The sequence below is a fragment of the Noviherbaspirillum sp. genome (assembly GCF_035254685.1).
Lineage (GTDB): Bacteria > Pseudomonadota > Gammaproteobacteria > Burkholderiales > Burkholderiaceae_D > Noviherbaspirillum.
Window position 1 is genome coordinate 33900 of the sequence record NZ_DATFAI010000005.1, and the last position, 25353, is coordinate 59252.

The window sequence follows — 25353 nt, forward strand, 5'->3', positions numbered from 1 at the left end:
AGGAAAGCGGGGACGCACTTCCGTGCGCCTCCGGGGGAGAGCTTTTACCTTTTCAAGACAAGGAGACAACGACCATTACACAGATCTCGTACGCCGACAGGATGCCGCCATCGGCCCTCCTGCGGAAAGCATCGTCGTCATTTCTTTTCACCCTACTGCAGATCCAACAATGAAAAAAACATTACTCGCACTGGCGGTCATGGGAGCACTGGCAGGTACCGCCTCCGCCCAATCCAATGTCACCGTCTACGGTGTTCTCGATATCGCGCTCAACGTCGCCGATAACGGCGCTTCAGCCAATTCCCGCACCATCAGCCTCGACAACGGCACCCAGCTTCCTAGCCGCATCGGCTTCAAGGGCGTGGAGGACCTCGGCGGCGGCCTGTCAGCCAGCTTCCAGCTGGAAAACGGTTTCAACAGCGACTCCGGCGCCATCACGCAGACCGGCCGCCTTTTCGGGCGCCAGGCCTGGGTGGGCCTGAACGGTGCATTCGGCTCGGTCAAGTTTGGACGCCAGTGGGCCCCGCTCTTCCTCGCGCTGGCAGAGATCGATCCGTTCGAGGTCGGCCTGGCGGGAGACGCCTCGCTGATGTTCGGTTCCGGGACCTATCCTCTGCGTACCGACAACACCGTGAATTATTCGCTGCCTGCGATGAACGGCTTGACTGGCCAGGTCAGCTACATCCTCGGCGAAACACCCGGCAGCACCTCGGCCAACCGCCAGTATGGCGTGGGGCTCGGCTACGCAAATGGCCCGATCAATGTGCAATTCGGCTATCACAATGCGAATTCCACGAACACGACGGTGGCGCCGGCAACGGTGGCCGATGCCAAGCATCTCTTGCTCGGCGGCGTCTATGACTTCGGCGTCGTCAAGGCGCACCTCGGCTATGGTGACAGCACGCGCGATAGCACCGTCGCCGGCTCAGCCGTGAAGGATCGCAACTGGATGGCCGGCCTGTCCGCGCCGATCGGGGTCGGTACGCTGATGTTCTCGTACATTCGCAATAACGTGCGCAACGTCGCGAATGCCGATTCCACGATGCTCGCGCTCGGCTATTCACACGCCTTGTCCAAGCGCACCAGCGTGTACACGTCGTACTCGCACACGAGTAACGAGGCCAATGCCGCCATGGGTGGCGCTGCCGCCAACGGTAACGACACGAGCCTGTTCAACGTCGGAATCCGCCACAAGTTCTGAAGTCGTCCCTGATGGGCTTGCGAGCGGGCCACAGCCCGCTCGCAACAAAGCTCTCGCACGCCTGGCTTGCGGCGGAGAATCGTCTGCCGCCTGCATGTGCGGTCCGGCGATTCGCCACACCTGATGAAAGGGCGCGCACGCATTCGCAACTCGCGCAGCGTTGATGGTTTTGAACCTTCCAGCACCGATGACAAGCGTAATGAGTGTGCATCGGCCTCGCGCGGCATCACCTGCTTCGTTCCCCTTGTTTTTGCAGGAACTCAAAGGTTTCCGGCCTGTCCGAAAAGCCGACGTTAAACCGCATCCACGGTGATGGCTGCCCATTCACCATGAACAGATGGCCGGGCGCCAGCAGGACATTGGCATCCAGCGCTTCATTGCAGAGCAGTGATGAATCATCAAAAGCCGGATGCCTGGCCCACACAAACAGCCCGGACTGCGGTTCGGCAAATAATTCCAGCCCGGACTGTATCAACTGGCGACATACGCGATCCTGCGCCTCCGCCAGCTTTTCCCTCAATGACTTGATCTGCTTGCGGTGACGGCCTTCGTTAAGGATTTCGAGCGTCAGTCGTTCGGTGATCTCGGACGAGGTCAGCCCCGTTGTCATCTTGATCTGGGTGAGGTCTTCGATCGCATCATGATCGGCCGCGATGAAGCCGGTACGCAAGCGCGGCGAGACCGACTTGGAAAAGCTGGTCAGGTAGATCACGCGATTGAGCTGGTCCAGGCAGGCGAGACTACGACGGGTGCTGACGTCCAGATCAGCGCTCACATCATCCTCCACGATGATGAAGTCAAAGCGATCGGCCAGCTGAAGTACGCGGTGTGCGGCTGCCGGAGAATAACTGGCGCCGGTGGGGTTGTGCAGGCGCGGATTGGTAAAGAACGCGCGCGGCGCATGCTCGGCAGCAAGCTGCTCCAGTGCGTTCAGGTCAGGGCCGGACGCTGTCCATGGCACGCCGATCAGGCGCGCGCCGCGCGCTCGCAGATTGGACATCATGACGCTGTATCCGGGCTCGTCGACCAGCACCGCGTCGCCAGGGCGCAGCAGGTATTGCGATACCAGTTCGAGCGCATGACTGGCGCCGGTGGTCAGCAGAACCTGATCCGGCGCGGCGCCGATTTCACGCTCGGCCAGCCAGTCACAGGCCTTCAGGCGCAGTGCGGTAAGTCCCTTCGGATTTCCATAGCCCGAGCCATGTGAGGAAGGCTTGCCGGCAAGGGTGCGCATGGCGCGCCGGATCATTTCGCCGTCCAGCCAGTCGTCCGGCACCCAGCCATAGCCGGGCGTAACGTCAGCCGAACCGCTTTCCCAAACGCGACGCACAAACCAGAGCGGATCGAAGCGTATGTTGCGCAGCGATTGCTGCTGCTCGCGATACAGGCCGCGCGACATGGTGCGCACGTAGAAACCGGCGCTCTGGCGGGCCACCAGATACCCTTCTGCTACCAGCCGGTCGTAGGCCTCCACGACGGTGGAGGCGCTGACTTTTTGCGCTTCGGCAAATTGGCGAATCGATGGCACCTTTGCTCCCGGGCGCAGCTTCTGGTCAGAGATGAGGCCCTTCATGCCTTCGACTATCTGGGTGACCAGAGGGGTGGCACTGTCGGGATTGATCTCAAACATGGAAGTGAACGAATGAATTGGGAAGGTAGGCGAGCGGAGCCGGCGAGTCCTTCATTTTAGCCGATGCCCATTGCATGCAAAACGCCACTCCCGAGAAAAAGAGCCCTGCTGTAGTGCTCGCGCGAGCATAACAGTGCGCGCAGAAATCGTGCCGGTTGTGCCTGTGCCGCGCCCATGCCGATCACTACACTCTCGTCACTGACTGATCGGCCCACGACCGCCCATTTAACGCAAGGAGCGCAAGAATGACCAAACAAACCCACACCAACGCCGGCCTTATGGCAAGGCGCCATGCCATCATCGCGCGCGGCATTGGCAATGCTCACCCGGTATTTGCCGCCAAGGCCAGCAACAGTGAAATCTGGGACGTGGAAGGGAAGCGTTACATCGATTTCTGTGCCGGGATTGCCGTGGTCAATACCGGCCACTGCCATCCGAAGGTCGTCGAGGCCATAGCTGCACAGGTGCCGCAATTCACGCATACCTGCTTTCAGGTCGTGGCGTATGAATCCTACGTCGAACTGGCCGAGCGCATTTGCAAGCTGGCGCCCGGCAGCCATGCCAAGAAGGCATTCTTCATGTCCACCGGTGCCGAAGCGATCGAAAACGCCATCAAGCTGGCCCGCGCATTTACCGGCCGTTCCGCGATCATCGCCTTCAACGGCGCGTTCCACGGCCGCACCATGTACTCGCTGGCGTTGACCGGCAAGGTCGATCCCTACAAGACGGGGTTCGGCCCATTCCCGGGCGAGATCTACCATGCCGCCTACCCATCTGCGGTGCACGGCGTGAGCGTTGACGATGCCATCGCCAGCATCGAGAAACTGTTCAAGAACGATGTCGAGCCTGCCCGCGTCGCAGCGATATTCGTCGAGCCGGTTCAAGGTGAAGGCGGCTACATTCCGGCGCCGCCGGAATTCCTGCAGCGCCTGCGTGCCCTGTGCGACAAGTACGGCATGCTCCTGGTGGCCGACGAGATCCAGACCGGAGTGGCGCGCACAGGCAAGCTGTTTGCGGTGGAGCACGCCGGCATCGTTCCCGACCTGATGACGATGGCCAAGGGGCTGGGCGGCGGCATGCCGATTTCCGCCGTCGTCGGCCGTGCCGACATTATGGATCACAGCAATCCGGGCGGATTTGGCAGCACCTATGCCGGCAATCCGCTGGCATGTGCCGCTGCGCTCGCAGTGCTGGACGTGGTAGAGCAGGAACAGTTGTGCCTACGCAGCCAGAAAATCGGCGAGCGGCTGCGCAGCTTCTTTGGCGATCTCGCCAAAAAAAATGCATGCATTGGGGACGTACGCGGCTTGGGCGCGATGACCGCGGTGGAATTTTTCCACGACGGCGACAGTACGCGCCCCGCGCCGGAAATCGCCAATGCGCTCAAGGCAGAAGCGCTCAAGCGCGGCCTGCTGTTGCTCACCTGCGGCAATAACGGCAACGTGCTGCGCGTGATGACGCCGCTCACCATTCCGTTCGACGTGCTCGACGAAGGACTCGGCATCATCGCCGCCATCATCGACGAGCTCGCCGCACAGGGCCAGGCATAACATCAACTCAGGAGAGAAATTCATGACAGCTGCATTCAACTGGGCCGATCCGCTTCTGCTGGACAGCCAGCTCACCGAGGAAGAGCGCATGGTGTGCGATTCCGCGCAGGCGTATGCCCAGGACAAGCTTGCGCCGCGCGTGCTTGAAGCATTCCGCCACGAGAGCACCGATCCAGCCATCTTCCGTGAGATGGGTGAACTCGGACTCCTGGGGCCGACGATTCCAGCGGAGTACGGTGGCGCCGGGCTGAACTATGTCAGCTACGGCTTGATCGCACGTGAAGTGGAGCGCGTCGATTCCGGCTACCGCTCGATGATGAGCGTGCAGTCTTCACTGGTCATGGTGCCGATTTACGAATTCGGTACCGAGGAGCAGAAACGCAAATACCTGCCTGGCCTGGCGAGCGGCAAGCTGATTGGCTGCTTCGGCCTCACCGAGCCGAATCACGGCTCCGACCCTGGCAGCATGATCACGCGAGCACGCAAGGTGGAAGGCGGCTACCAAATTACTGGTGCCAAGATGTGGATTACCAACAGCCCGATCGCCGACCTATTCGTCGTGTGGGCGAAAGACGACGAAGGTGCGATTCGCGGCTTCGTGCTGGAAAAGGGCTGGAAGGGATTGTCTGCTCCCGCGATCCACGGCAAGGTTGGCCTGCGCGCCTCGATCACCGGCGAGATCGTGATGGATGAGGTGTTCTGTCCTGAAGAGAACGCGTTCCCGGATATTCGCGGCCTGAAGGGGCCGTTCACCTGCTTGAATTCCGCACGTTACGGGATCGCCTGGGGTGCGCTGGGCGCGGCAGAAGATTGCTGGCATCGCGCACGCCAGTATGTGCTGGACCGCAAGCAGTTCGGCCGGCCGCTGGCGGCCAATCAGCTCGTCCAGCTCAAGCTGGCCAACATGCAGACTGAAATCACGCTGGGCCTGCAGGGTTGCCTGCGGCTGGGTCGCATGAAGGATGAAGGCACGGCGGCGGTGGAAATCACCTCGATCCTGAAGCGCAATTCCTGCGGCAAGTCGCTCGACATCGCCCGTCTGGCACGCGACATGATGGGTGGGAACGGCATTTCCGACGAGTTCGGCGTGGCGCGCCACCTGGTCAACCTGGAAGTGGTCAACACCTACGAGGGCACGCACGATATTCACGCTCTGATCCTGGGGCGTGCGCAGACCGGGATCCAGGCGTTCCAGGCATCCCAGGCCGGGCAGTGAGAAGGGGCCGGGCATGAGCGGCGCACTTTCGCACATTCGCGTGCTGGACCTGTCCCGGGTGCTCGCCGGGCCCTGGGCCGGGCAGCTACTGGCCGACCTTGGCGCGGACGTCATCAAGATCGAGCGGCCCGGCGCAGGTGACGACACACGCGCCTGGGGCCCGCCCTTCCTGCGCGACGAGCAGGGCAAGGATACGTCGGAGGCAGCCTATTATCTTTGCGCCAACAGGAACAAGAGGTCAGTCACTGTCGATATCAGCAGCACGGAGGGGCAGGAACTGATCCGCGCACTGGCCAGGGAATGCGACGTCGTGCTGGAGAACTTCAAGGTCGGCGGACTGACGCAATACGGTCTTGATTACGCCAGCCTGCGCGAGATCAATCCGAATCTGGTGTACTGCTCGATCACTGGCTTTGGCCAAACGGGACCGTACGCCAGCCGTCCCGGCTATGACTTCCTGATCCAGGGCCTTGGCGGCCTGATGAGCGTCACCGGCGTGCGTGACGGCGAGCCGGGTGCCGGGCCGCAGAAAGTTGGCGTGGCGCTGACCGACGTGCTCACCGGCCTGTACGCGACAGTCGGTGTGCTGGCGGCACTGGCGCATCGCGACCGCACGGGCGAAGGGCAACACATCGACCTCGCGCTGCTCGACGTGCAGATCGCCTGCCTGGCCAACCAGAACATGAATTTCCTGACCACCGGCGTTGCGCCCCAACGCATGGGCAATGCGCACCCGAACATCGTGCCGTATCAGGATTTCCCAACTGCCGACGGCAATATGATCCTGGCGGTCGGCAACGACAGCCAGTTCGCGTCGTTGTGCCGCGTGCTCGGCCATCCGGAGTGGGCTGCTGACGAGCGCTTCGCCACCAATGCAGGACGGGTCAAGCACCGCGACATCCTGATCCCGCTGATGCGGCAGGCGACGGTGTTCCAATCCACGCAGCACTGGATTACCGCTCTTGAAGAGGCCAATGTGCCGTGCGGGCCGATCAACGACCTGAAGGCAATGTACGACGATCCGCAGGTCAAGGCGCGCGGGCTGCGCATGGAATTGCCCCATGTCGTGGCCGGCAAAGTGCCAACCGTCGCCAATCCGATCCGCTTGTCGGCGACCCCGGTCGAATACCGTCGCGCGCCGCCTCTGCTGGGCGAGCATACGGCGCAGGTATTGCGGGAAGCGCTCGGACTGTCAGAGGAAAGCATCGGCGCACTCGCGGCAACGGGCATCATTTGAAAGATCACCATGAAAAACAACTTCATCCATGGCGAGTTCGTTCCCGGCACCAGCGTCCGGGAAAACGTCAATCCATCCGACGTTTCGGACATCATCGACCACTATGCACAGGCCGACCAGGCACAGGCCGGGCTGGCGATTGCCGCTGCGCGTGCTGCCTTTCCGGGCTGGTCCACGGGGAACATTCAGCAGCGAGCCGACATTCTTGATCGCATCGGCAGCGAAATTCTCGCGCGCAAGGAAGAGCTCGGGCATCTGCTGTCGCGCGAAGAGGGCAAGACGCTGCCGGAAGGCATTGGCGAGGCGGCCCGCGCAGGACAGATCTTCAAATTCTTCGCGGCCGAAGTGCTGCGCCAGCGCGGCGAACGGCTGCCGTCGGTACGCAGCGGCGTTGACGTGGAAATTACCCGCGAACCGGTTGGTGTGATCGGCATCATCACGCCGTGGAACTTCCCGATCGCGATCCCGGCGTGGAAGATTGCGCCCGCGCTAGCGTATGGCAATTGCGTGGTGTTCAAGCCGGCCGACCTGGTACCCGGATCGGCCTGGGCGCTGGCCGAGATTATCAGCCGTTCCGGATTGCCGGCCGGCGTCTTCAACCTCGTCATGGGGCGCGGTGGCGAAGTCGGCCAGGCACTGATCGATCACCCTGATGTCAACGCCATCACCCTCACCGGTTCGGTGACGACCGGCAGGCGGGTCCTGGCCGGGACCGCCGCGCGCTTTGCCAAGGTCCAGCTCGAAATGGGCGGCAAGAACCCGACCGTGGTGCTCGACGATGCAGACCTCGACGTGGCGGTCAACTGTGTGGTGCAGGCGGCGTATTTCTCGACCGGCCAGCGCTGCACGGCGACTAGCCGCTTCATCGTCCAGAAAGGCATCTACCCGCGCTTCATCGACGCCATGCACCAGCGCCTGCAGGCGCTCAAGATCGACGACGCCCTCAAGCCGGGCACCGACATCGGGCCGGTGGTCGATCAGTCGCAGCTGCAGCAGGACCTCGACTACATTGCGATCGGCGCGCAGGAAGGCGCGAGGCTGGTATGCGGCGGCGAGCGCGTGCGGCGCGACAAGGAAGGTTTCTACCTGACGCCCGCGCTGTTCGCTGACGCGCACGGCGCCATGCGCATTGCGCGTGAGGAAATCTTCGGCCCTGTGGCGTGCGCGATCCCGGTCGCGGATTATGAAGAGGCGCTGGCGGTGTCCAACGATACCGAGTTCGGCCTGTCGGCCGGCATCTGCACCACCTCGCTCAAATATGCGACGCACTTCAAGCGGCATGCACAGGCCGGCATGGTGATGGTCAACGTGCCAACCGCTGGTGTCGACTACCACGTTCCGTTCGGCGGTCGCAAGGGATCGAGCTACGGCTCGCGTGAACAGGGGAGCTACGCGGCTGAATTCTTTACCACAGTGAAAACCGCCTATACCGCGGCCTGATCCTGACGCCTGTGTCGTTTGGTGCCCTTGTTGCTATGCTGCCCGGGATTCATTTGACGTCAGGCGCAGCGTTGACGAGACCGGGATGTTATCAGCGGGGGTGTGATCAGATATTAGCTTGAACGTACTTACCACTTTACGCAGGTGATCGGACTGAGATTTCATGGCACCCGCTGCCGCAGCCGCTTGTTCCACCAGCGCGGCATTTTTTTGTGTGATTTCATCCATCTGGCAAATCGCTTGATTGACCTGGTCGATACCCTGGCTTTGTTCACGGCCAGCGGTAGAAATCTCAGCCATCAGAACGGCGGCGCTTTGAATCGATTCGACGATCTCGCTCATCGTCCGTCCGGCGTTCTCAACCTGGACGCTTCCGGTCTTCACTCTTTCCACCGAGTTTTCAATCAATTCCTTGATTTCCTTTGCCGCCGTTGCGCTGCGCTGCGCAAGCGTGCGCACTTCCGCAGCGACGACCGCAAAGCCGCGGCCTTGCGCGCCGGCACGCGCGGCTTCTACAGCAGCATTCAACGCAAGGATGTTCGTCTGAAAAGCAATGCCATCGATAACTCCAATGATGTCAACGATCTTGCTTGAGCTCTCACGGATCGAATCCATGGTGCTGACGACATCGCTGACCGCGTTGCCGCCTTTTGCGGCAATCGTCGATGTCGCCGTGACCAGTTCGCTGGCCTGATGCGCGCTGTCGACATTTTGCTTGACGGTAGAGGTGAGCTGTTCCATTGCGGCGGCAGTTTCTTCGAGACTCGAAGCCTGTGACTCCGTGCGCGCCGATAGATCAAGTACGCCGCTTGCCATATCTCCCGCGCCGGAGTTGACGATGTCGCTGGACTGCGTAATCTGGCCGATCAACAGCTTGACGTTGATCTGCAGGATCTTCAATGCATGCATCAGCTGGGACACCTCGTCATCGCCCGTTGCATGAATGCTGCCAGTCAGGTCGCCGGACGCCATCAGCTTGATGTCATCCAATGCATGATTGAGCGGCGACACCACGCTTCGATAAAACAAGAAGCTGAACGTACTCGCCAGTAGCACGCTTAGCATGCTCATGCCGGTCACCCAATCTGCAAGGCTGGCCCTGCTTTGGTCAGGCATGAACCAGACCAGTATCGCATTGATGATGGCAAGAAGGCCGAGCGAGCCAAACGCTGCATTGATCTTGGCCGAGACGGAAAGATGACGGACCTTCTCGAAAACATGAAGCAAAGAGCGATGTACCGCTCTTCCTTCACGAATGACCAGACTCTTGTCGCCGTCCCTAATCGCGCGATACGCCTCCTCGGCAGCACGGACATCATCCGGCGCAGGCTTGTTGCGGATCGACGTGTAACCAACAATCTGGTGATTCTCGATCAGGGGAGCGACGTTGGCCTCCACCCAGTAGAAGTCGCCATTTTTACACCGGTTCTTTACAAGGCCCGTCCATGCCTTTCCGCGTTTGAGCGTACGCCATAGGTCGTCAAACGCCTCCTCCGGCATATCTGGATGGCGAACAATGTTATGCGCCTTGCCGATAAGTTCTGCTTCAGTGAAACCGCAGATACGCACGAAATCATCATTGACATAGGTAAGCCGTCCTTTCAGGTCAGTCTTCGAGACGATCGTGTCGGAATCCCGCAGGACGTACTCCGTCTGGGTAACAGGTAGATTCTTGCGCATTTGTTGTTAGTGATTGCCGGGAGAGGTTTTGGGATTAGCCACATGCCTCATGGCCAACGAGAAACCGGCATTTTAAATACAGCTTTGACCAGTGTCACTTCGTCTTTCGTCGTATTTTTTCGAAGGATGGGCCAAATGCTTCCGCCACCACCGCGGCATGTGGCGGTATGCGGTTCCGCCGCGCTAGCGCACTACTGATTGACCGTGGCTCGATACGGCAGTAAGGGTGTAGGACGAACTCGCTATTTGGATAGGCAATCTGCCTGAGAGTCAGCCTTGTTCCCTGCGTGGTGCAAACTTACCGCGGCAGCATAACTGGCCATTTCCCTATCCGTCTCCATGATGTGGTAACGCAGCCACCGACGAAGAAATTGCCAGATCTGTGTAGAGGCAACCGGCTTCTCGTCGCGGAAACTTTTGGTCAATTTTTGTACGTGACGTGTAAGAAGAGTGTGTTCAAGCCGGTGATGCTCTAGATCCGGGTAGTTGGTCGCGGCCATGAGTGCTTCTTCGCGCGCAAAGTGCCCTTGCACGTAGTCCAGTAACTCATCCACGCTATTTCCGATCGCAGCATTGTCTTGCGCCTGTAAGCTTTCGCGGCGCAAACGCTCTGCAATATCAAAAAGGCGCCGGTGGTCGGCGTCGATTGCTTCATTACCAGTGAAGAGGGAATCTGACCATACGAAATAGGGCAGCGGGTCGGCAGCATGAGCGCCAGAGCTGATAGAAGATTTAGTCGTCATTATTGTCTCCCCAACCACGGGCTGCTCGCGAATCCAAAGGGCAATACGTTTTAAGGAAATTGTATAGCGCGCCTCTTTTCTCGATTGAATATTTTTTTTGAATTTGACCTAGATACATAGATCGCTTCGGTGGTGTTACCGAATCTCGGTCACAGTCGACGGCGAGGACTTGATGACGCAGTCCATCTGTACGCCATAGCGGTGTTCGTCCAATCGACACTAGACACTCCGGGTTAGTAGCATCCTCAATACTGGCAGTAGCTCTACACCATCGTAGTTATTGATACGCAGCAACATGTAACGCAACATGAAACCGATTTTTGGTTAAACGGTCTTCATCCCGGTTATGGCTCGCTCCCGACTATCCGTATTCGCCACAAGCTGCCAGGTTTTTACATGTCCAAAGAAGGAGAGCCGGTGATCCACGGAAGGGTTGTCTAATGCAAGAGCTTGCGCGGGCTTTCAGGCGGATTACAAGTACCCTGAGAGGATTCGTCTTCATTGCCACAGTCGGTGTCGCCTCCCTGGTCTTTCTCGGCGCCACCCTGGCGTCGTCCCTTCTCTACGAAAAGCTCCTTGAGGATCGCACCTTGGCCACCTCGCGCGAGGTCGCGCACCAGAACGTCGACGCGATCTATCAGGCGCTCGGCCGAGGCGCCTCGCGTGACGAAATCGAGAAAACGATTGACTCCGGCAAGGCCCTGTTTTCCACCGTCGTGGACCGGATCAATGTCTACCGCAGCGAGCAGGTTGTCGCACTCTATGGAAAGCCGGAGTTGTCTCCTCCGCTCGACATCGACAGTCAGACGATGCATGGCTTGCGCCCTGCGTTCATAAGAGAAAAAGAGCAGGCAAGATACACCTACCCCGTTATCGCCGGTCCAGACTGCCTCCGCTGCCATCAGAACGCGACGTCAGGCACTGTATTGGGAGTCATTGATATTCGCCATAAGCTGCAGCCGGTGGCCCCGACGGTTCGGATTTATTACATTGCGCTCTTCGTGGCGCTCGGAACGCTCGTGCTGCTAGCCGGCGCCGTGCTGACCAGCTTTATCACCGGACGCCTTAACCAGACCATTACTCTATTCCGCAAGCGGGTCGAAAGATTCAACACCATCAAGGATTTTGACCGTCTTGAAATCGCCAAAGTCGATTTCGGCTTCAGGGAATTCAACCATGCCTTCGACAACGTCGCCCTGCTCATGGAAAAGATCAGGGCTGTCGCGGTTGACAAGGGCGTGCTTGAGTTTGAGATCCGGTTGCTCGAGAAATTCATCATCACGTCCAATGTCGTACGCGACTGGCGTGAGTTCATCAAGAATCTTCTCCTCGAAATCAATCCCATTATCGAAGCCTACGCGCTGGTCACCGTCTTCCGGGTCGAAGACGAAGCCTATGAATGCGAGGTCTTCTGGCGAAACCAGCCCTCTGCTACCACGGTGGCCTTGCTGGAGACGATCGTGCAGAACCAGTTGCAGCAGCATGCATTCTTTCATGGGGCCCATTTGCTGCAGATAGTCCATAACGTGGCGGACGACCAGAACAAGTTGCCTGAACTTACGCCGCGAGATGTTGAGGTCCAGACCAAGACACTGTTTCTCGATGCGCCGAAGATCGGCGGTATCGTCGGCATCGGCGTGCAGTCCATGCTCGCCCAGGACAACATACGGAACATGGTGATCGGCAGCATCCTGACGACGCTCTTGAATCTTGTCGGCTCGGTAAAGGCAATCTACAAATACACCAAGGATCTCGAGCATTACGCAACACGCGACCCGCTCACTGACCTGTACAACCAGCGCATGTTCTGGGAATTGCTGGGATATGAGGTCGGACGATCCGGACGGCATGGTCAGCAGTTTGCCCTGATGATGCTCGATCTTGATAACTTCAAGACCATCAACGACCGCTTCGGGCATCACTTCGGGGATGCTTTCCTGCAGGCCTTCGCGAATCTGCTGACCAAGGCTATCAGGGCCGGAGACCTACTTGCACGCTATGGCGGCGACGAGTTCTGCGTGATCCTCCCTGACGCATCCGAGACCCAGGCATATCTCGTCGGCCAGCGGATCGCCGAACTGCTGGACGGCTTTTCCATGACGACGCCCGATGGCATCACCATCAAGGCGACTACCTCGATCGGCATCGCAGTCAGCCCGGACCACGGCGACAACCCCAAGGACCTGTTCCTCGTCGCTGACAACATGATGTACAAGGCAAAGGACTCCGGCAAGAACGCCATTGCGGTTCCCAGCGCGGATGAAATGGCGGAGGTGTTCAGGAAGGCCGGGGAAAAATCGCTCATGATCCAGAACGCCCTGGACCAGCAAAGAATCGTGCCTTACTTCCAACCGATCTGCCACGCACACACCGGTGAAGTCGTGATCCATGAGCTTTTGATGCGCATCCAGATGGGCGATACATTGATTGTCGCCAATGAGTTCATCGAGGAAGCCGAGAACATGGGGCTGGCGCACAAGATGGATTATCAGCTCATTGAAAAGGCGTTCCAACAGGTGAGGGCACAACGCTACGACGGCATGTTGTTCATCAATCTTTCGCCCAAAGCGCTGATCGTCGGCGAGTTTGCCAGCCGCGTCGGCGCCCTGGCCGCGCAGTTCGACATTGCGCCCCAACGCATCGTGTTTGAAATTACCGAGCGCGAAACAGTCAGGAATCTGGCATTGCTGGAGAAGTTCGTCCTGGACGTCAAGATGCAAGGTTTCAGCTTTGCCATCGATGACTTCGGCTCTGGCTATTCGTCCTTTCAGTACATCAAGCGGTTCCCGGTTGACTACATCAAGATCGAGGGGGAATTTGTGCGCAACATGTTGCACGACGAAGTGTATCTGGCCTTCATCAAGAGCATCGTGACTCTCGCCAGGGAGTTGAAGATCAAGACAATCGCCGAATTTGTAGAGGATGCAGAAGTCCTCCATGCCGTCGCTAATCTTGGCATCGATTTCGCGCAGGGCTATCACATCAGCCGTCCATCGCCGCATCTGCAAATCGTGCCGGAAAGGGCCAGGGTAATGCCCGCGCTCGACGAGGCGTAGATTTCGAAATTCATCTTTACCGAAGCAAGGAAACCGCCTGCAGACATAGCCTTGGAACATCCACGGCAAGCGCAGCACCTATAAGAACAGTAAAGGGGTGAGGAGATGCTTGGAGCACTTACGATCAGGGCGCGGCTCATACTCGCGTTGGCGTTTCTCTCAACGCAGCTCGTTGTCGGCGCGATCATCGGGCTCGTCAGCCTGAGCGCCGCAAACCGGTCCCTGGAGTCCATGTATGACAACCGAATGATGGCCCTTGGGCAGCTCGACAAGATCGTCAGGCTGTTGGACAAAAACGCTTCTGCAGTCGCGAGGGCGATAGCCGCCAACCACAAGGCTGCGGCCACTTACGTGGACGAAGTGGAGGAAAATATCAGACAAGTATCGACTCTCTGGACGACCTACCTGTCTCATGACCTGACACCCGGGGAGAAACGGCTGGCGACGAAATTCGATGAGCATCGCAGCCAATTCGTCCGGCAGGCCTTGCAGCCTGCTGTTGCTGCGATACGTGAAGACGACATGGCAAAGGCACTGGATCTTCTCAACGGGCCGATGGAATCTCTGTTTGTGCTGGTCCGTGCCGACATCGACAATCTCATCCAGCTGCAATTGGATGTTGCGCGGCATGATCGTGACCAGCAAAGGCATACCTACCAGCTGGTGCGTGACAGCTGTTTTGCTGCCCTGTCCATTGGACTTGCCTTCGCGCTTCTGGTTGGTCTCTGGCTCATGCGTTCGATCTTGCGGCCGCTCGGCGAAGTCATCCGGGTTGCTGCGGCCATTGCCGGCGGCGACCTGACCCAGACGTTCCAGATTCGGGCACAGGACGAAATGGGGCGCATGATGCAAGCCCTGAAGGGCATGAACGACGCCCTGCTGGCCATCGCGGAAAGCGTCAGGTCGGGGACGGATTCCATTGCGACCGCCTCCACGCAGATCGCCGCCGGCAACATGGACTTGTCGTCTCGCACCGAAGCACAAGCCAGCTCTCTCCAGGAAACTGCATCTTCGATGGAAGAATTGACGTCGACGGTTAAACAGAATGCGGCAAATGCAGTGCAGGCGAATACCCTGGCGGTCTCCGCTGCACAAACAGCAACCGACGGCGCCGTCGTGATGTCACAAATGGTTGACACCATGGGAGCCATCAACGATTCGGCAAAGCGCATTGTCGAGATTATTGGACTCATTGACGGCATCGCGTTCCAGACCAATATCCTGGCGCTCAATGCCGCCGTGGAAGCGTCCCGTGCCGGGGAGCAGGGTCGTGGCTTCGCGGTGGTGGCTTCCGAAGTGCGCAACCTTGCGCAACACACCACCTCGGCCGCCCGGGAAATCAAGGCGCTGATCAACGCGTCCGCGGAACAGGCGAGTGCCGGCGCCGGACTCGCAACGCGCGCGGAAGGCTCCATTCGCCAGGTCGTCGATGGCATCAAGCGCGTGAGCGATATCGTTGGTGAAATTAGCATGGCGTCGCAAGAGCAGTCTGCCGGGATTGAGCAGATCAACCTCGCCATCGCGCAGATGGATACGGTCACGCAGCAAAATGCCGCTTTGGTAGAACAAGCTGCCGCAGCGTCCGCCACCTTGCAGAAACAGGCGACTGTACTGGTGGAGACGGTGGCGGTATTCAAACTTGCGGCGCCGGAAGAGTCACCGCAACGCCTGCGGTTGACTATGGCATGAGATGTCCGACGATCGTGACGAACATGCTAATAATTGGTAGAGACTCCGGCAACAGGCTGACGTTTGTCGAACAAAGACGAATGCACGAACGCGAACGACGAAGAGCCGGTACGAAACGTGATGCTGCAATTCGAACGGATCTGGAAGTAGCTGTGAGATGACAACCGAAGTGACAAATGAAGTAAAAGTCTTGCGCCATTACATGGCCTTATATCCGCGCTCGATCAGCCACAAGCTGGGTATGGTGTTTGTCATCATCTTTCTGGTCGCGGTGGCGAATGTGATCATTGTCCGGTCTATCCTGCAGGAATTCCGCGGGGTGGCTGCGATCATGAATGTCGCCGGCACATTGCGCTACCTCAGTCAGCAGATTGCACTGGACACGGTGACGTCGCTGAATAGCTGGCAACCGGGCAGGGCCGCCGCCAGCTCCCATCTGCACGAGTACGAGCTTGTGCTGGACATTCTGCAACGTGGCGGTCGTATCCATGGCTATGACATCAAGCCGATCTCGGCCGGGCACCGATTCGAACTGGACGTGATACGCGGCGAGTGGACTGCTTTTCGCAAGGAGATTGAAGGCGCGCTGGCGTCCGACAGCGCAGACATGCCGCGCATTACGGTCGTGGGGCAGATCAGTGAATCTGCAGCGCGCATGCTCCACAGCGCGGAGCAGTTGATGGCGTCGATGACGATCGATGCGCAATACAGGCAAGACCGCGTCATGGGCGCGACCTATCTGCTCCTTCTGACTGATATCGTTGTCCTCGCGGGCATCATGCTGATTGGACGACGACAGATTGTCGTCCCGTTGCGCAGTATCGCCGAGCAAAGCCGGAGGCTCGCCGACGGCAACTATCATGCCCGGGTCGAGTACCATGCCAACGACGAGATCGGACTGTTGGCCGATACGTTCAATACCTCGGCGCAACGCATCGGAGCTCTCGTGGCGAGTATTGAGCACGAGCGAAAGAATCTGACTCAAGCGGAGGGCATGTTTCGCGGACTTGCGGAAAACTCGGTCGTTGGCGTCTATATCGCGCAAGACGGAAGGTTCCGTTTCGTCAACGACAAAATGGCACAGATGTTTGGATACACGCGTGAGCAGATGGAGTCGTCGGTGACCGTGCTGGAGCTCGTGCCGGAAGCGGACCGCCTGTTGGTCGAGACAAATGTCGCGCGCCGCGTTCGTGGTGACGCGCGCGGCGTCCATTACGAGCGGCGCGGACGCAGAAGTGACGGGACAACGTTCGATCTCGAGGTATTCGGGTCGACAATGGAACTGAGCGAGCGTATTGCCACGATCGGCATCATGCTCGACATTACCGAACGAAAAAAGGCGGAAGAGTCGATGCGGGTGGCCGCCATGGTGTATCGCCATAGCGGAGAAGGCATGACGATCACGGATGCACACGGCGTCATCATCGACGTGAACCCTGCATTTACCAAGATTACCGGCTACTCGCGTGAAGAAGCGGTGGGCCGTCGGATCAGCATCCTGCGCTCTGGCCGACACGACCCGGCGTTCTATGAGGGCATGTGGCACGCCTTGACGACAGTCGGGCACTGGCAAGGCGAGATGTGGAATCGTCGTAAAAACGGCGAACTCTACGCGGAATGGCTCACGATCAATACTTCCTATACCGAGGAAGGCGAGGTGTTTCGGCGAATCGCCTTGTTTTCCGACATCACGCAAAAGAAAAAGACCGATGAGCTGGTGTGGACACAGGCAAATTTCGACGCACTGACGCAGTTGCCAAATCGCCTGATGTTCCGTGACCGCCTGGAGCAGGAGATCAAGAAGGCGCACCGTGCGCACCTGTCAATGGCCCTCCTGTTCATTGACCTGGACCGCTTCAAGGAAGTGAATGACACGCTTGGCCACGGTCGTGGTGACAACCTGCTGAAACAAGCGGCATTGCGGCTCACGAACTGTGTACGGGAGTCGGACACGGTGGCTCGTTTGGGCGGGGACGAGTTCACGATGATTCTGGGAGAACTGTCCTCGGAGCGCGACGTCGAAAGGGTTGCGCGGGATGTGCTCGAAAACCTCGCCGAACCGTTCCTCCTTGGTGAGGAAATGGCCTATATTTCCGGCAGCATTGGCATTACGTTTTATCCTCAGGACGCACTCGATGCGGAGGACTTGATCAAGAATGCCGATCAGGCCATGTACGCGGCGAAGGAAGAAGGGCGCAACCGTTATCACTACTTTACCCCGTCGATGCAGGAAAAGGCTCAGCTGCGACGGCGAACGGCCAGCGATTTGCATCATGCCATTCCCAAGGGAGAGCTGGAACTGTACTACCAGCCGATCATTAACCTGCGAACCAATCAAATCGAGAAAGCCGAGGCGCTGCTGCGTTGGCACCATCCGGCGCGGGGGCTCGTCCATCCTGCCGAATTCATTCCGATCGCTGAGGATACGGGGCAGATCGTGGAATTGGGAAACTGGGTACTGCAAGAAGCGGTACAACAACTGGTGCGATGGAACCAGATTGATGCAGCATTTCAAATCAGCGTAAATACCTCGCCTGCCCAGTACCGGAAGGCTCGTTTCGGGCAGGAATGCTGGTCTGAACGCCTTCAGGATATGGGTATTCCCCGCGATCGGCTCGTGATTGAAATCACGGAAGGCTTACTGCTCGAATCGAGCGATACCGTTACCGCGCAACTGAGGCGTCTGCGCGAAGCAGGCATAAAAGTATCGATCGACGATTTCGGCACAGGCTATTCGTCGCTTTCCTACCTCAGCAGGATGGACATTGATTACCTCAAGATCGATCGCTCGTTCGTTACAGGATTGGAACCAGGCTCGGATGGCTTGGCGCTTTATGCCGCGCTGATCGAGATGGCGCACCGACTTGGCATCAAGGTCATTGCCGAGGGAGTAGAGACCGAAGAGCAGCGCGCGCTATTGTTAGAGATGGGTTGCGACTTTGCGCAAGGATATCTGTTTTCCCCGGCGGTGCCTGCAAAGCAACTTGAGGAATTCCTTCGTGCATAGGTTCTCGTGACACCGGGATTCACGGCATCGATGCAGGGGCGCCCAAGCCGAGGCAGGTGCGGCGCACCTGAACGAGGTGGCAGGAACGGTCAGCGCATCTCCGTGCCGGCCAAATGGACTGTCTCCCTGACATGTTCGCTATCTCCAGAGGGGCCGCCCATTGCGTCGAATAGCGCCACCGAGTCGGACAGGCGCTGCGCCTGCGCCGCGATCAGGCCAAACTCTGCCTGCTGCGCCTGTTGCTGCGTGATAAGAAGCTGCAGATAACTCGCGGCACCGAGGCGATACTTGTGCTGCATCGAGGTGAGCGATTCCTGTGCAGACCGTCCGGCTGCAGCCTGTGCCGCCAGCACTTGCGCATCGTTCTCGACGGATCGAAGAATATCGGCAACCTGCCGCAAGGATTCGAGAACGACGCTATGGTAATTTGCAGCGGCGGCATCGAAGGCCGCGAGCGCACGCCGTTTCTCCGCCGGCAAACCAGGATTGAACAGGGGCTGGGTGATCTGGCCCATAAGGCTCCAGACGAGCGAGCCGCTGCCGAACAAGGCAGCCGAACTCAGGGCTTGCGAACCGAGGCTGGCGCTGAGGTTGAGCTGGGGATAAAGATTCGCCACTGCGACGCCATATTCGGCGTTGGCCGCATGCAGCAGCGCTTCCGAGGCGCGGATGTCCGGGCGGCGTCGTACGAGTTCAGATGACACCACGACCGGCAGTTCAGCAGGCAGGACGAAATCCTCCAGTGTGAATGACGGCAGATCACTGTCGCCCGGTGCACGCCCGGTCAGCACAGCCAACAGGTGCCCGGTATGCTGGTGCTGGTTGCGCAGGGTAGGGATGCCGGCGCGGGTCTGTTCGAGCTGCGTGCGCAATGCCAGGACGTCGTCAGGCGCTGCTTCTCCAAGTCGCACGCGCTCCAGCGCGACATCCAGTTGCTCTTGCTGCCCATGCAAAATCGCTTCGCTGGCCTTGAGCTGGGCGGCGAGTCGCGCTTGTACGATGGCGGTTGACGCGATGTTTGCCGCAAGCGCACGCTGCGCCCCCTCCCACTGAAAGCGCTGGTAATCCACTTGGGCTGCCAGTGCCTCAAGCGCGCGCCGGTTGCCCCCGGCGAGGTCGAAGTTATAACGGATTCCGATCGATCCACCGTACAGGTCGAAGGTACGAGTGTTTCCCGGCAGGCCTTGGGCTGCCGGGTTTGCCTGCTGGCGCTGCGCGTTGAGGTTGGCGTCCACCAGCGGATAGGCAGTTGCGCCGTTGCGGGCCGCCAGCGTCTCTTCGGCCTGGCGCAGCCTGGCCTGTGCCGCGGCGATAGTCGGACTGTTCGCCAGCGCGGCGACGATCAGCGCCGTCAGCTTTTCGGAATCGAATGCGCGCCACCACTGCATGTCCACCGTCGTTGGGCGTTTGAGGTGTTGTGCGCCACCATGGGCGACAGGCGTCGATACCGTTTGCGTGGGAAACATGGCGCCGGGATCGGTGGTGGCGATAGCAGACACATCCGGCCGTACGAAATCAGGGCCGGCCGCACATCCGGCCAGCAGTCCGGCGAACACCAGTGCCGGCATGCGCGCTTCAAGGTATTTCATGAGTTCGCTCCTCGTAGTCCTCGCAGGGATGATGTTTCAGCCCTCATGGCAACCATCATCCCGGTGCCGCGATGCCAGATACCGCCAACGCGATAGAACGACCCTCGCCAGCCTCTTCGTAGGTCACGCCATCGCGTATGTGGTAGATGCGCCGGAAGGTCGGTATGATCTTTTCATCGTGCGTAACGACAATGACGGCCGTCTCGAACTTGCGGGCCATGTCGTTCAGGATGCCGATGACTGCCATCGCGCGCTCGCTGTCGAGTGGGGCAGTGGGCTCGTCGGCAAGGATCACCGGCGGCCTGTTGACCAGGCCGCGCGCAATCGCTACGCGCTGCTGCTCCCCGCCCGAGAGCTGTGAGGGCATGGCCTGCGCGCGGTGAGCGACGTCCAGCGCATCCAGCAGCTCGCGCGCCTGTCGCCGGGCCTGCGCGTTCGGCATCCCCGCCAGCATCGGCAACAGCGCAACATTGTCGGTGACGTCGAGAAAGGGGATCAGGTACGGCGCCTGGAACACGAATCCGATGCGGTCGCGGCGCAAGGCGCGCAAGTCGCGTACCTTCCATCCGTCATCGTAAATCACATCGTCGCCAAGGACCATGCGGCCGGCGGTCGGCTCGATCACCGCGCCCAGGCACTTGAGCAACGTCGACTTGCCCGATCCGGAAGGGCCGATCAAGCCGACCACTTCACCTGGCTCGACATGCAGGTCGACCGCCTTGAGCGCATCGACTGCGGTATCACCGCTGCCATAGCGTTTCTTCAGACCTTCGATGCGGATACCCTTACCGGTCATTTCAGCCCCCGATCGCTTCGGCCGGATCCACCTTGAGCGCTGCATGAATGGCAACCACGCTCGCCAGGATGCAGATCGCCACCACGATGACGAAACCGGTAGCGGAGTCACCCGGCTCCAGCAGCACATGTTTTGGAAAGACGGGTGCCCAGAATGTCGCAGTGATCTTGCCGACAACGAAGCCGATCACGCCCAGCGCGACGGCCTGCTGCAGGATGAGGCCGGCAATGGTGCGGTTGCGGGTACCGATCAGCTTGAGCACGGCGATTTCCCGGATCTTGCCGAGCGTGAGCGTGTAGATGATGAAGGCAACGATCGCGGCACTGACGATCGCCAGGATCACGAGGAACATGCCGATCTGCCTGGCCGAGGTTGCGATCAGCTTGCCGACGAGGATGTCCTCCATTTGTGCGCGGTCATAGACCTGCAAGCGTTTCCAGCGACGGATTGCAGTGGCGACGTCAGCCGGCGCATGGCCGGGTGCCAGTTGCACCAGGACGGCATTCACATACGGATTCGTGCTTTGCGAGGCGATCACCGCATCCAGCAGATCCGGCACGCCGGCGCGGTTGAAGGCCGGATTCTCCGCCGTACGGCGGCGCTGCTGATGGATGGCGTCGTTGTCCTTGAGGAACTGCGCTTCCTGGGCATCCTTGATGGGGATGAACACCATGGGATCGCCATTGGACGAGACCATGCGCTGCGTCAGACCTACCACCGTGTAGCCATGGCGCCGGATACGGATGGTGTCGCCCAGGTGGAAGCCGGTGGCGACATCGGCTACCGCTTCGTAGTGACTGCGTGTGATCTGGCGGCCCGCGACGAGAAAAGAGGGCCATCCGGGCGTGCCCGGCCCGCCCGCAGCGATGCCGCTCACCAGCACGCGCACGTCGCGATCGCCGAGGCGCACCTGCATCGTCAGGTAGGTTACATTCGCCGCCTGCGCCACCCCGGGCATGGCGCGAATGCTGCGCCAGGTGTCGTCGTACAGGCTCGACGACTCGGCGTACGGACCGAGCGTGTCTTTCTGGGCAACCCACAGGTCCGCGCCGCTATTGTCGAGCAGCACCTTGGCGTCATTCACCATGCCGCGATACACGCCCGCCATGGTGAGCGTCACGCCGATCAGCAGGCCCAATCCGATGCCGGTGAAGACGAACTTGCCCCACGTATGGAGAATGTCACGGCCGGCCAGGCTGATCATGATTTCAGCCCCGAAAGGCGGTCAACGACTTGGACGCGGCTCTGGGTATGCAAGGCCTTGGCCGTGTGCACGACCACGCGATCTCCCGGCTGGACACCACTACGCACCTGGACGCGTCCATCGAGATCGGTGCTTCCCGGGATGATCGCCGCAAAGCGCAGGTCGCCGTCATCGAGCTTCCAGACGCCAGGCACGCCATTGACACGCTTGACCGCGGCATTCGGAACGACCGGCGCCGCTGGCAGCGCCGGCAGGATGGCGGTGACTTCCGCCAGCTCGCCGAGTGGCGGCAGCGGATCCGGAAGCTGGTTGAACATCACCTTGGCGAGCGTTTCTTCGGTGACCGAGTCGGCGAGCGGCTCGACCCTCAACACGAAGCCGGTGAGGGTGACGCCACCACGTGAACGCAGCACAATCCGTACCGGCAGATTGGGCGCGAGCTCATGCGCCTGGGACTGGTCGAAGCGAACATTGATCCACAGGCTCTTCGGATCGATCAGTTCGACGACGCTCTGTCCGGCCACGACCGTCGTGCCGGGGTCGGCGTGGCGCGCGGTGACCAGGGCGTCGAAGGGGGCGACCAGCCGCAAGTTCCGCCGCTGTGCAACCAGGCCTTCGCGCTCTGCGCGTACGCGCGCAAGCTCTTCGCGCGTGCCATTCAGACTGGCTTCCGCAATGTGTAATTCATGCTGTTTAGTCGCGACGATTTCCTCGCTGGTCGAGCGTGCCGCCAGTAATTGTTCGTAGCGGCGCGCCTGAGCTTGCGCATAGGCATGGCGTGACTGTGCCTCGATCAGTTGCGCTTCAGCGCGTTTGAATGCGGCCTCTTGGGCGCGGACCCGGTCATCGATATCGACCGGATCCATTTCTCCCAGCACCTGTCCCGCCTTCACGCGATCGCCGACTTGCACGTCCAGGTGTCGCACGCGTCCGGCGACAGTCGGTCCAACCCGGTAGGTGTACTGCGATTCCACGGTGCCGATTCCGAAAAGGGCCGGCTCGATGGCGCGGCTCTCGACGGTTGCTACTGTCACCGGCACTGGCGCGAGGGGCCCTGAGCGCAGTGCGACCCAGGCAAAAAGGATCAGAAGAGGCACGAGCACAACCAGCAGTGCCAGCGTGCGGCGTTGCATTGAAGGGAGTTTCATCATGCGCTCCTGATGCCGCGGAAGTAGATGGTGAAGATACGCGGGGCGTCGCGGCGCATGCGGCCGACGTCGCCTGCCAGCAGGGATTGCATCACCAGGCCCTGGATAGTGCCGATGAAAAGGACCGCAGCGGCATCGCTATCAACGCCCGGATCGAGTTCACCGCTGACCTTGCCCGCTTCGATCAGCTTGCGCACGCGTTCGCCGTAGCGGCGCACGATGGCCTGTACCAGCTTTTTAGCCGCGGTCTCTTCGGCGCGCTGCAGTTCGCCAAAGATGATGCGCGGCACGCCCGGGCGCTGCACAACAAAGTCGACGTGTGCCATGAACACCGCTTCCAATGCCCCGGCGGGCGAGGATGCCCCTTCGGCGGCCTTGTCCACGCGTGAGAGCAACTGGTCCGCCACCCATTCCATCACCGCCTGCAGGATGGCATCTTTGGTCGGGAAGTGCCGGAACAGCGCGCCTTGGGTGAGCCCCATGCGTTTGGCAATGGCCGACGTCGTGATCTCGCTCGGATTCTGTTCGGCCGCGAGTTCGACGACGGTATCGACGGTGACGGCACGGCGCTCATCGGCCGGCAGTTTGCCTGGTCCTTGCATGTTCTGACCTTAAGTAAGTAACTTATTACTAGCTTACGCGGAAAGTTGGAAATGTCAACTCCCGGCTTATGTGCAGTTGCCGAGCCGTATCGATTGCTTTCCCCTGGAGGCGGTGACCTACAACGGAGTCAATCCAAAAATCGAAATGCATACGCATGCATGCGGCTAGGATCAATCCTCTCATCCTAATTAAACGTCCTCATATTCATCGTCCACACGGACGAAAAGATAACAAAAAGAAGTTGACAGCTAAAAAACCGCGGAGCAAACTTGCATACGTTTGCATGTGAACTAAAACACCACAGACAATTGAGCGCTCAGTTGATTCTATGTCGAATATGCAATTACTTCATCACGAAGCAGACAAGAGCTTCGGCCTTGCGTTTCGTTGTCTTTTCACGCAAGGGCGGCTTTGCGGGCTTAACTGTCAGCCTCGGTGGGACACCGGGCTAGCTGTAGATGAACTAGTTCGTTTGGCGCAACCAATATAAACATCTTGATTCAGCACATGGCCTTCGAAAATTTGAAAATTATCGGCGAACGAATCAATCCGGGATTTAAGAGCAGCAAGCTCTTATTCGATAGCGAGAATGTCGCCGGAATTCAAGCTCTCGCTGCCGAGCAGGTGCGAAATGGCGCCAGCTACATCAACATCAATATCGGCGACAAAGCCGTCACCAGGCCAGAGTTTATGACTGAGGTGATCAAGGCTGTCCAGCAGGTCGTCTCGGTACCACTCTCGTTTGATTTCCCAAATGCCGACGTACAGGCGCGCTGCCTGAAAGCGTACGACCGAGAGAAAGCTGGTGGGCAGCTTCCCATTGTTAACTCAATATCGGAATTGCGGTGGGAAATGCTGGACCTGTTGAAAATTTCCCCGTGTCGCTTTGTATTGATGGCATCCGAGCGCGAACAAAACGGCAAGCGAATTGCGAACAAGACGGCACAAGAAGTGCATGAGACGGCAAGGCGTATGGCCAAGAAAATCCTGGATACCAAAGCCGGACTTACCCTTGATGACTTGTTCGTCGATGTCTCCGTCGGGCCGATCGGCGCCGATATGGAAGGTTTGACTCGAATGGCTGTCGATGCAATCCGAGCGATTGGCAGCGACGAGGAGTTGAAGGGTGTTCACATGTCGGTGGGTTTGTCGAACATTAGCATCATGCTTCCAGCGAAAGCCATCGATGGAAGTTCTCTTAAGGCACAAATCGAGTCGGCCTTCCTTACTTTGACCACGCCGTTTGGCCTGGATACCGTGCTTGGAACACCAGGGAGAGGCTACGAGCGTCTCTCAGACGACAACATGGTGATGCGAGGTGTTTGCGAATCGCTTGAGCTGGATGGAATCGACGCGATTCTACGGATTCAACAGCTTTACCGCGGTGATTGATGGACGGCGCCGGCGGGGCTGTCATGAAGATCTGGATATCTGCGAAAGGAAGAGGACGTGACTGATAGAGATGCGCTGTTCAACGCGATCTGCAAGGGCGACCGCAAGACGGTGGTGGCGATTGTTCAGGGGGCGGTTGACGCGGGAGGGGACGTGGTTTCGCTTCTGAACG

At 59.4% G+C, this 25353-nt stretch carries 17 protein-coding genes; 9 read left to right on the plus strand and 8 right to left on the minus strand.

Translation table 11 applies throughout. The features are described from left to right. The first annotated feature begins 169 nt into the window (after positions 1 to 169). Positions 170 to 1201 (plus strand): porin, encoded by a 1032-nt coding sequence (locus VJ698_RS01290; protein ID WP_324100837.1) that lies wholly within the window; start codon positions 170 to 172, stop codon positions 1199 to 1201. 226 nt (positions 1202 to 1427) lie between these two features. Here the strand turns inward: VJ698_RS01290 and VJ698_RS01295 are convergent, their stop codons facing one another. After that, positions 1428 to 2831, minus strand: coding sequence for a PLP-dependent aminotransferase family protein (locus VJ698_RS01295; RefSeq protein ID WP_324100838.1), 1404 nt, complete (start codon positions 2829 to 2831; stop codon positions 1428 to 1430). A 245-nt stretch (positions 2832 to 3076) separates the two neighbouring features. Between VJ698_RS01295 and gabT the strand changes: the two genes are divergently transcribed. The 4 genes from gabT to VJ698_RS01315 are packed head-to-tail and all read left to right on the plus strand — an operon-like array spanning position 3077 to position 8274. Then, positions 3077 to 4381, plus strand: a complete 1305-nt coding sequence (gene gabT / locus VJ698_RS01300) for a 4-aminobutyrate--2-oxoglutarate transaminase (RefSeq protein ID WP_324100839.1) — start codon at positions 3077 to 3079, stop codon at positions 4379 to 4381. A gap of 22 nt (positions 4382 to 4403) precedes the next feature. Further along, positions 4404 to 5597, plus strand: coding sequence for an acyl-CoA dehydrogenase (locus tag VJ698_RS01305; RefSeq protein WP_324100840.1), 1194 nt, complete (start codon positions 4404 to 4406; stop codon positions 5595 to 5597). Between the two features lie 13 nt (positions 5598 to 5610). Next, entirely contained in the window at positions 5611 to 6834 is a 1224-nt protein-coding gene (locus tag VJ698_RS01310; protein ID WP_324100841.1) for a CaiB/BaiF CoA-transferase family protein, read from the plus strand. A gap of 9 nt (positions 6835 to 6843) precedes the next feature. After that, positions 6844 to 8274 (plus strand): aldehyde dehydrogenase family protein, encoded by a 1431-nt coding sequence (locus VJ698_RS01315; RefSeq protein WP_324100842.1) that lies wholly within the window; start codon positions 6844 to 6846, stop codon positions 8272 to 8274. Positions 8275 to 8307: 33 nt separating this feature from the next. Here the strand turns inward: VJ698_RS01315 and VJ698_RS01320 are convergent, their stop codons facing one another. Beyond that, positions 8308 to 9954: a methyl-accepting chemotaxis protein gene (locus VJ698_RS01320; RefSeq protein ID WP_324100843.1), complete on the minus strand. Its 1647-nt coding sequence runs from the start codon at positions 9952 to 9954 to the stop codon at positions 8308 to 8310. Between the two features lie 242 nt (positions 9955 to 10196). Further along, the gene (locus tag VJ698_RS01325) at positions 10197 to 10697 is read right to left on the minus strand and encodes a bacteriohemerythrin (protein WP_324100844.1); all 501 of its coding nucleotides are present in this window, start codon (positions 10695 to 10697) and stop codon (positions 10197 to 10199) included. A gap of 320 nt (positions 10698 to 11017) precedes the next feature. Between VJ698_RS01325 and VJ698_RS01330 the strand changes: the two genes are divergently transcribed. The 3 genes from VJ698_RS01330 to VJ698_RS01340 all read left to right on the plus strand — a co-directional run bounded on the left by VJ698_RS01330 (position 11018) and on the right by VJ698_RS01340 (position 18449). Further along, positions 11018 to 13753 (plus strand): bifunctional diguanylate cyclase/phosphodiesterase, encoded by a 2736-nt coding sequence (locus VJ698_RS01330; RefSeq protein WP_324100845.1) that lies wholly within the window; start codon positions 11018 to 11020, stop codon positions 13751 to 13753. A gap of 105 nt (positions 13754 to 13858) precedes the next feature. Then, the gene (locus VJ698_RS01335; protein WP_324100846.1) at positions 13859 to 15442 is read left to right on the plus strand and encodes a methyl-accepting chemotaxis protein; all 1584 of its coding nucleotides are present in this window, start codon (positions 13859 to 13861) and stop codon (positions 15440 to 15442) included. A gap of 157 nt (positions 15443 to 15599) precedes the next feature. Next, the gene (locus VJ698_RS01340; protein WP_324100847.1) at positions 15600 to 18449 is read left to right on the plus strand and encodes a bifunctional diguanylate cyclase/phosphodiesterase; all 2850 of its coding nucleotides are present in this window, start codon (positions 15600 to 15602) and stop codon (positions 18447 to 18449) included. Positions 18450 to 18538: 89 nt separating this feature from the next. Here VJ698_RS01340 and VJ698_RS01345 read toward each other — a convergent pair whose 3' ends face one another. The 5 genes from VJ698_RS01345 to VJ698_RS01365 are packed head-to-tail and all read right to left on the minus strand — an operon-like array spanning position 18539 to position 23788. Then, on the minus strand, positions 18539 to 20038 hold the full coding sequence (locus tag VJ698_RS01345; protein ID WP_324100848.1) for an efflux transporter outer membrane subunit: 1500 nt from the start codon (positions 20036 to 20038) through the stop codon (positions 18539 to 18541). 55 nt (positions 20039 to 20093) lie between these two features. Next, positions 20094 to 20834, minus strand: a complete 741-nt coding sequence (locus VJ698_RS01350) for an ABC transporter ATP-binding protein (RefSeq protein WP_324100849.1) — start codon at positions 20832 to 20834, stop codon at positions 20094 to 20096. A 1-nt stretch (position 20835) separates the two neighbouring features. Beyond that, on the minus strand, positions 20836 to 22038 hold the full coding sequence (locus VJ698_RS01355) for an ABC transporter permease (protein ID WP_324100850.1): 1203 nt from the start codon (positions 22036 to 22038) through the stop codon (positions 20836 to 20838). After that, positions 22035 to 23189, minus strand: coding sequence for an efflux RND transporter periplasmic adaptor subunit (locus tag VJ698_RS01360; protein WP_324100851.1), 1155 nt, complete (start codon positions 23187 to 23189; stop codon positions 22035 to 22037). Before VJ698_RS01360 ends, VJ698_RS01355 begins: the two co-directional genes overlap by 4 nt. Continuing rightward, positions 23186 to 23788 (minus strand): TetR/AcrR family transcriptional regulator, encoded by a 603-nt coding sequence (locus VJ698_RS01365; protein ID WP_324100852.1) that lies wholly within the window; start codon positions 23786 to 23788, stop codon positions 23186 to 23188. The genes VJ698_RS01360 and VJ698_RS01365 overlap by 4 nt, the downstream gene beginning before the upstream one ends. 508 nt (positions 23789 to 24296) lie before the next feature. Between VJ698_RS01365 and VJ698_RS01370 the strand changes: the two genes are divergently transcribed. Further along, complete coding sequence (locus VJ698_RS01370; RefSeq protein ID WP_324100853.1) at positions 24297 to 25181, plus strand: dihydropteroate synthase; 885 nt, start codon at positions 24297 to 24299, stop codon at positions 25179 to 25181. Positions 25182 to 25353: the final 172 nt, after the last annotated feature.

Excerpts from the sequence above, each read along its gene's own strand:
- VJ698_RS01360 (WP_324100851.1), bottom strand. The coding sequence starts at position 23,189 with ATGATGAAACTCCCTTCAATGCAACGCCGCACGCTGGCACTGCTGGTT.
- VJ698_RS01350 (WP_324100849.1), bottom strand. The coding sequence starts at position 20,834 with ATGACCGGTAAGGGTATCCGCATCGAAGGTCTGAAGAAACGCTATGGC.
- VJ698_RS01365 (WP_324100852.1), bottom strand. The coding sequence starts at position 23,788 with ATGCAAGGACCAGGCAAACTGCCGGCCGATGAGCGCCGTGCCGTCACC.
- VJ698_RS01310 (WP_324100841.1), top strand. The coding sequence starts at position 5,611 with ATGAGCGGCGCACTTTCGCACATTCGCGTGCTGGACCTGTCCCGGGTG.
- VJ698_RS01345 (WP_324100848.1), bottom strand. The coding sequence starts at position 20,038 with ATGAAATACCTTGAAGCGCGCATGCCGGCACTGGTGTTCGCCGGACTG.
- VJ698_RS01355 (WP_324100850.1), bottom strand. The coding sequence starts at position 22,038 with ATGATCAGCCTGGCCGGCCGTGACATTCTCCATACGTGGGGCAAGTTC.
- VJ698_RS01290 (WP_324100837.1), top strand. The coding sequence starts at position 170 with ATGAAAAAAACATTACTCGCACTGGCGGTCATGGGAGCACTGGCAGGT.
- VJ698_RS01305 (WP_324100840.1), top strand. The coding sequence starts at position 4,404 with ATGACAGCTGCATTCAACTGGGCCGATCCGCTTCTGCTGGACAGCCAG.
- gabT (WP_324100839.1), top strand. The coding sequence starts at position 3,077 with ATGACCAAACAAACCCACACCAACGCCGGCCTTATGGCAAGGCGCCAT.
- VJ698_RS01340 (WP_324100847.1), top strand. The coding sequence starts at position 15,600 with ATGACAACCGAAGTGACAAATGAAGTAAAAGTCTTGCGCCATTACATG.
- VJ698_RS01325 (WP_324100844.1), bottom strand. The coding sequence starts at position 10,697 with ATGACGACTAAATCTTCTATCAGCTCTGGCGCTCATGCTGCCGACCCG.
- VJ698_RS01295 (WP_324100838.1), bottom strand. The coding sequence starts at position 2,831 with ATGTTTGAGATCAATCCCGACAGTGCCACCCCTCTGGTCACCCAGATA.
- VJ698_RS01370 (WP_324100853.1), top strand. The coding sequence starts at position 24,297 with ATGGCCTTCGAAAATTTGAAAATTATCGGCGAACGAATCAATCCGGGA.
- VJ698_RS01335 (WP_324100846.1), top strand. The coding sequence starts at position 13,859 with ATGCTTGGAGCACTTACGATCAGGGCGCGGCTCATACTCGCGTTGGCG.
- VJ698_RS01320 (WP_324100843.1), bottom strand. The coding sequence starts at position 9,954 with ATGCGCAAGAATCTACCTGTTACCCAGACGGAGTACGTCCTGCGGGAT.
- VJ698_RS01315 (WP_324100842.1), top strand. The coding sequence starts at position 6,844 with ATGAAAAACAACTTCATCCATGGCGAGTTCGTTCCCGGCACCAGCGTC.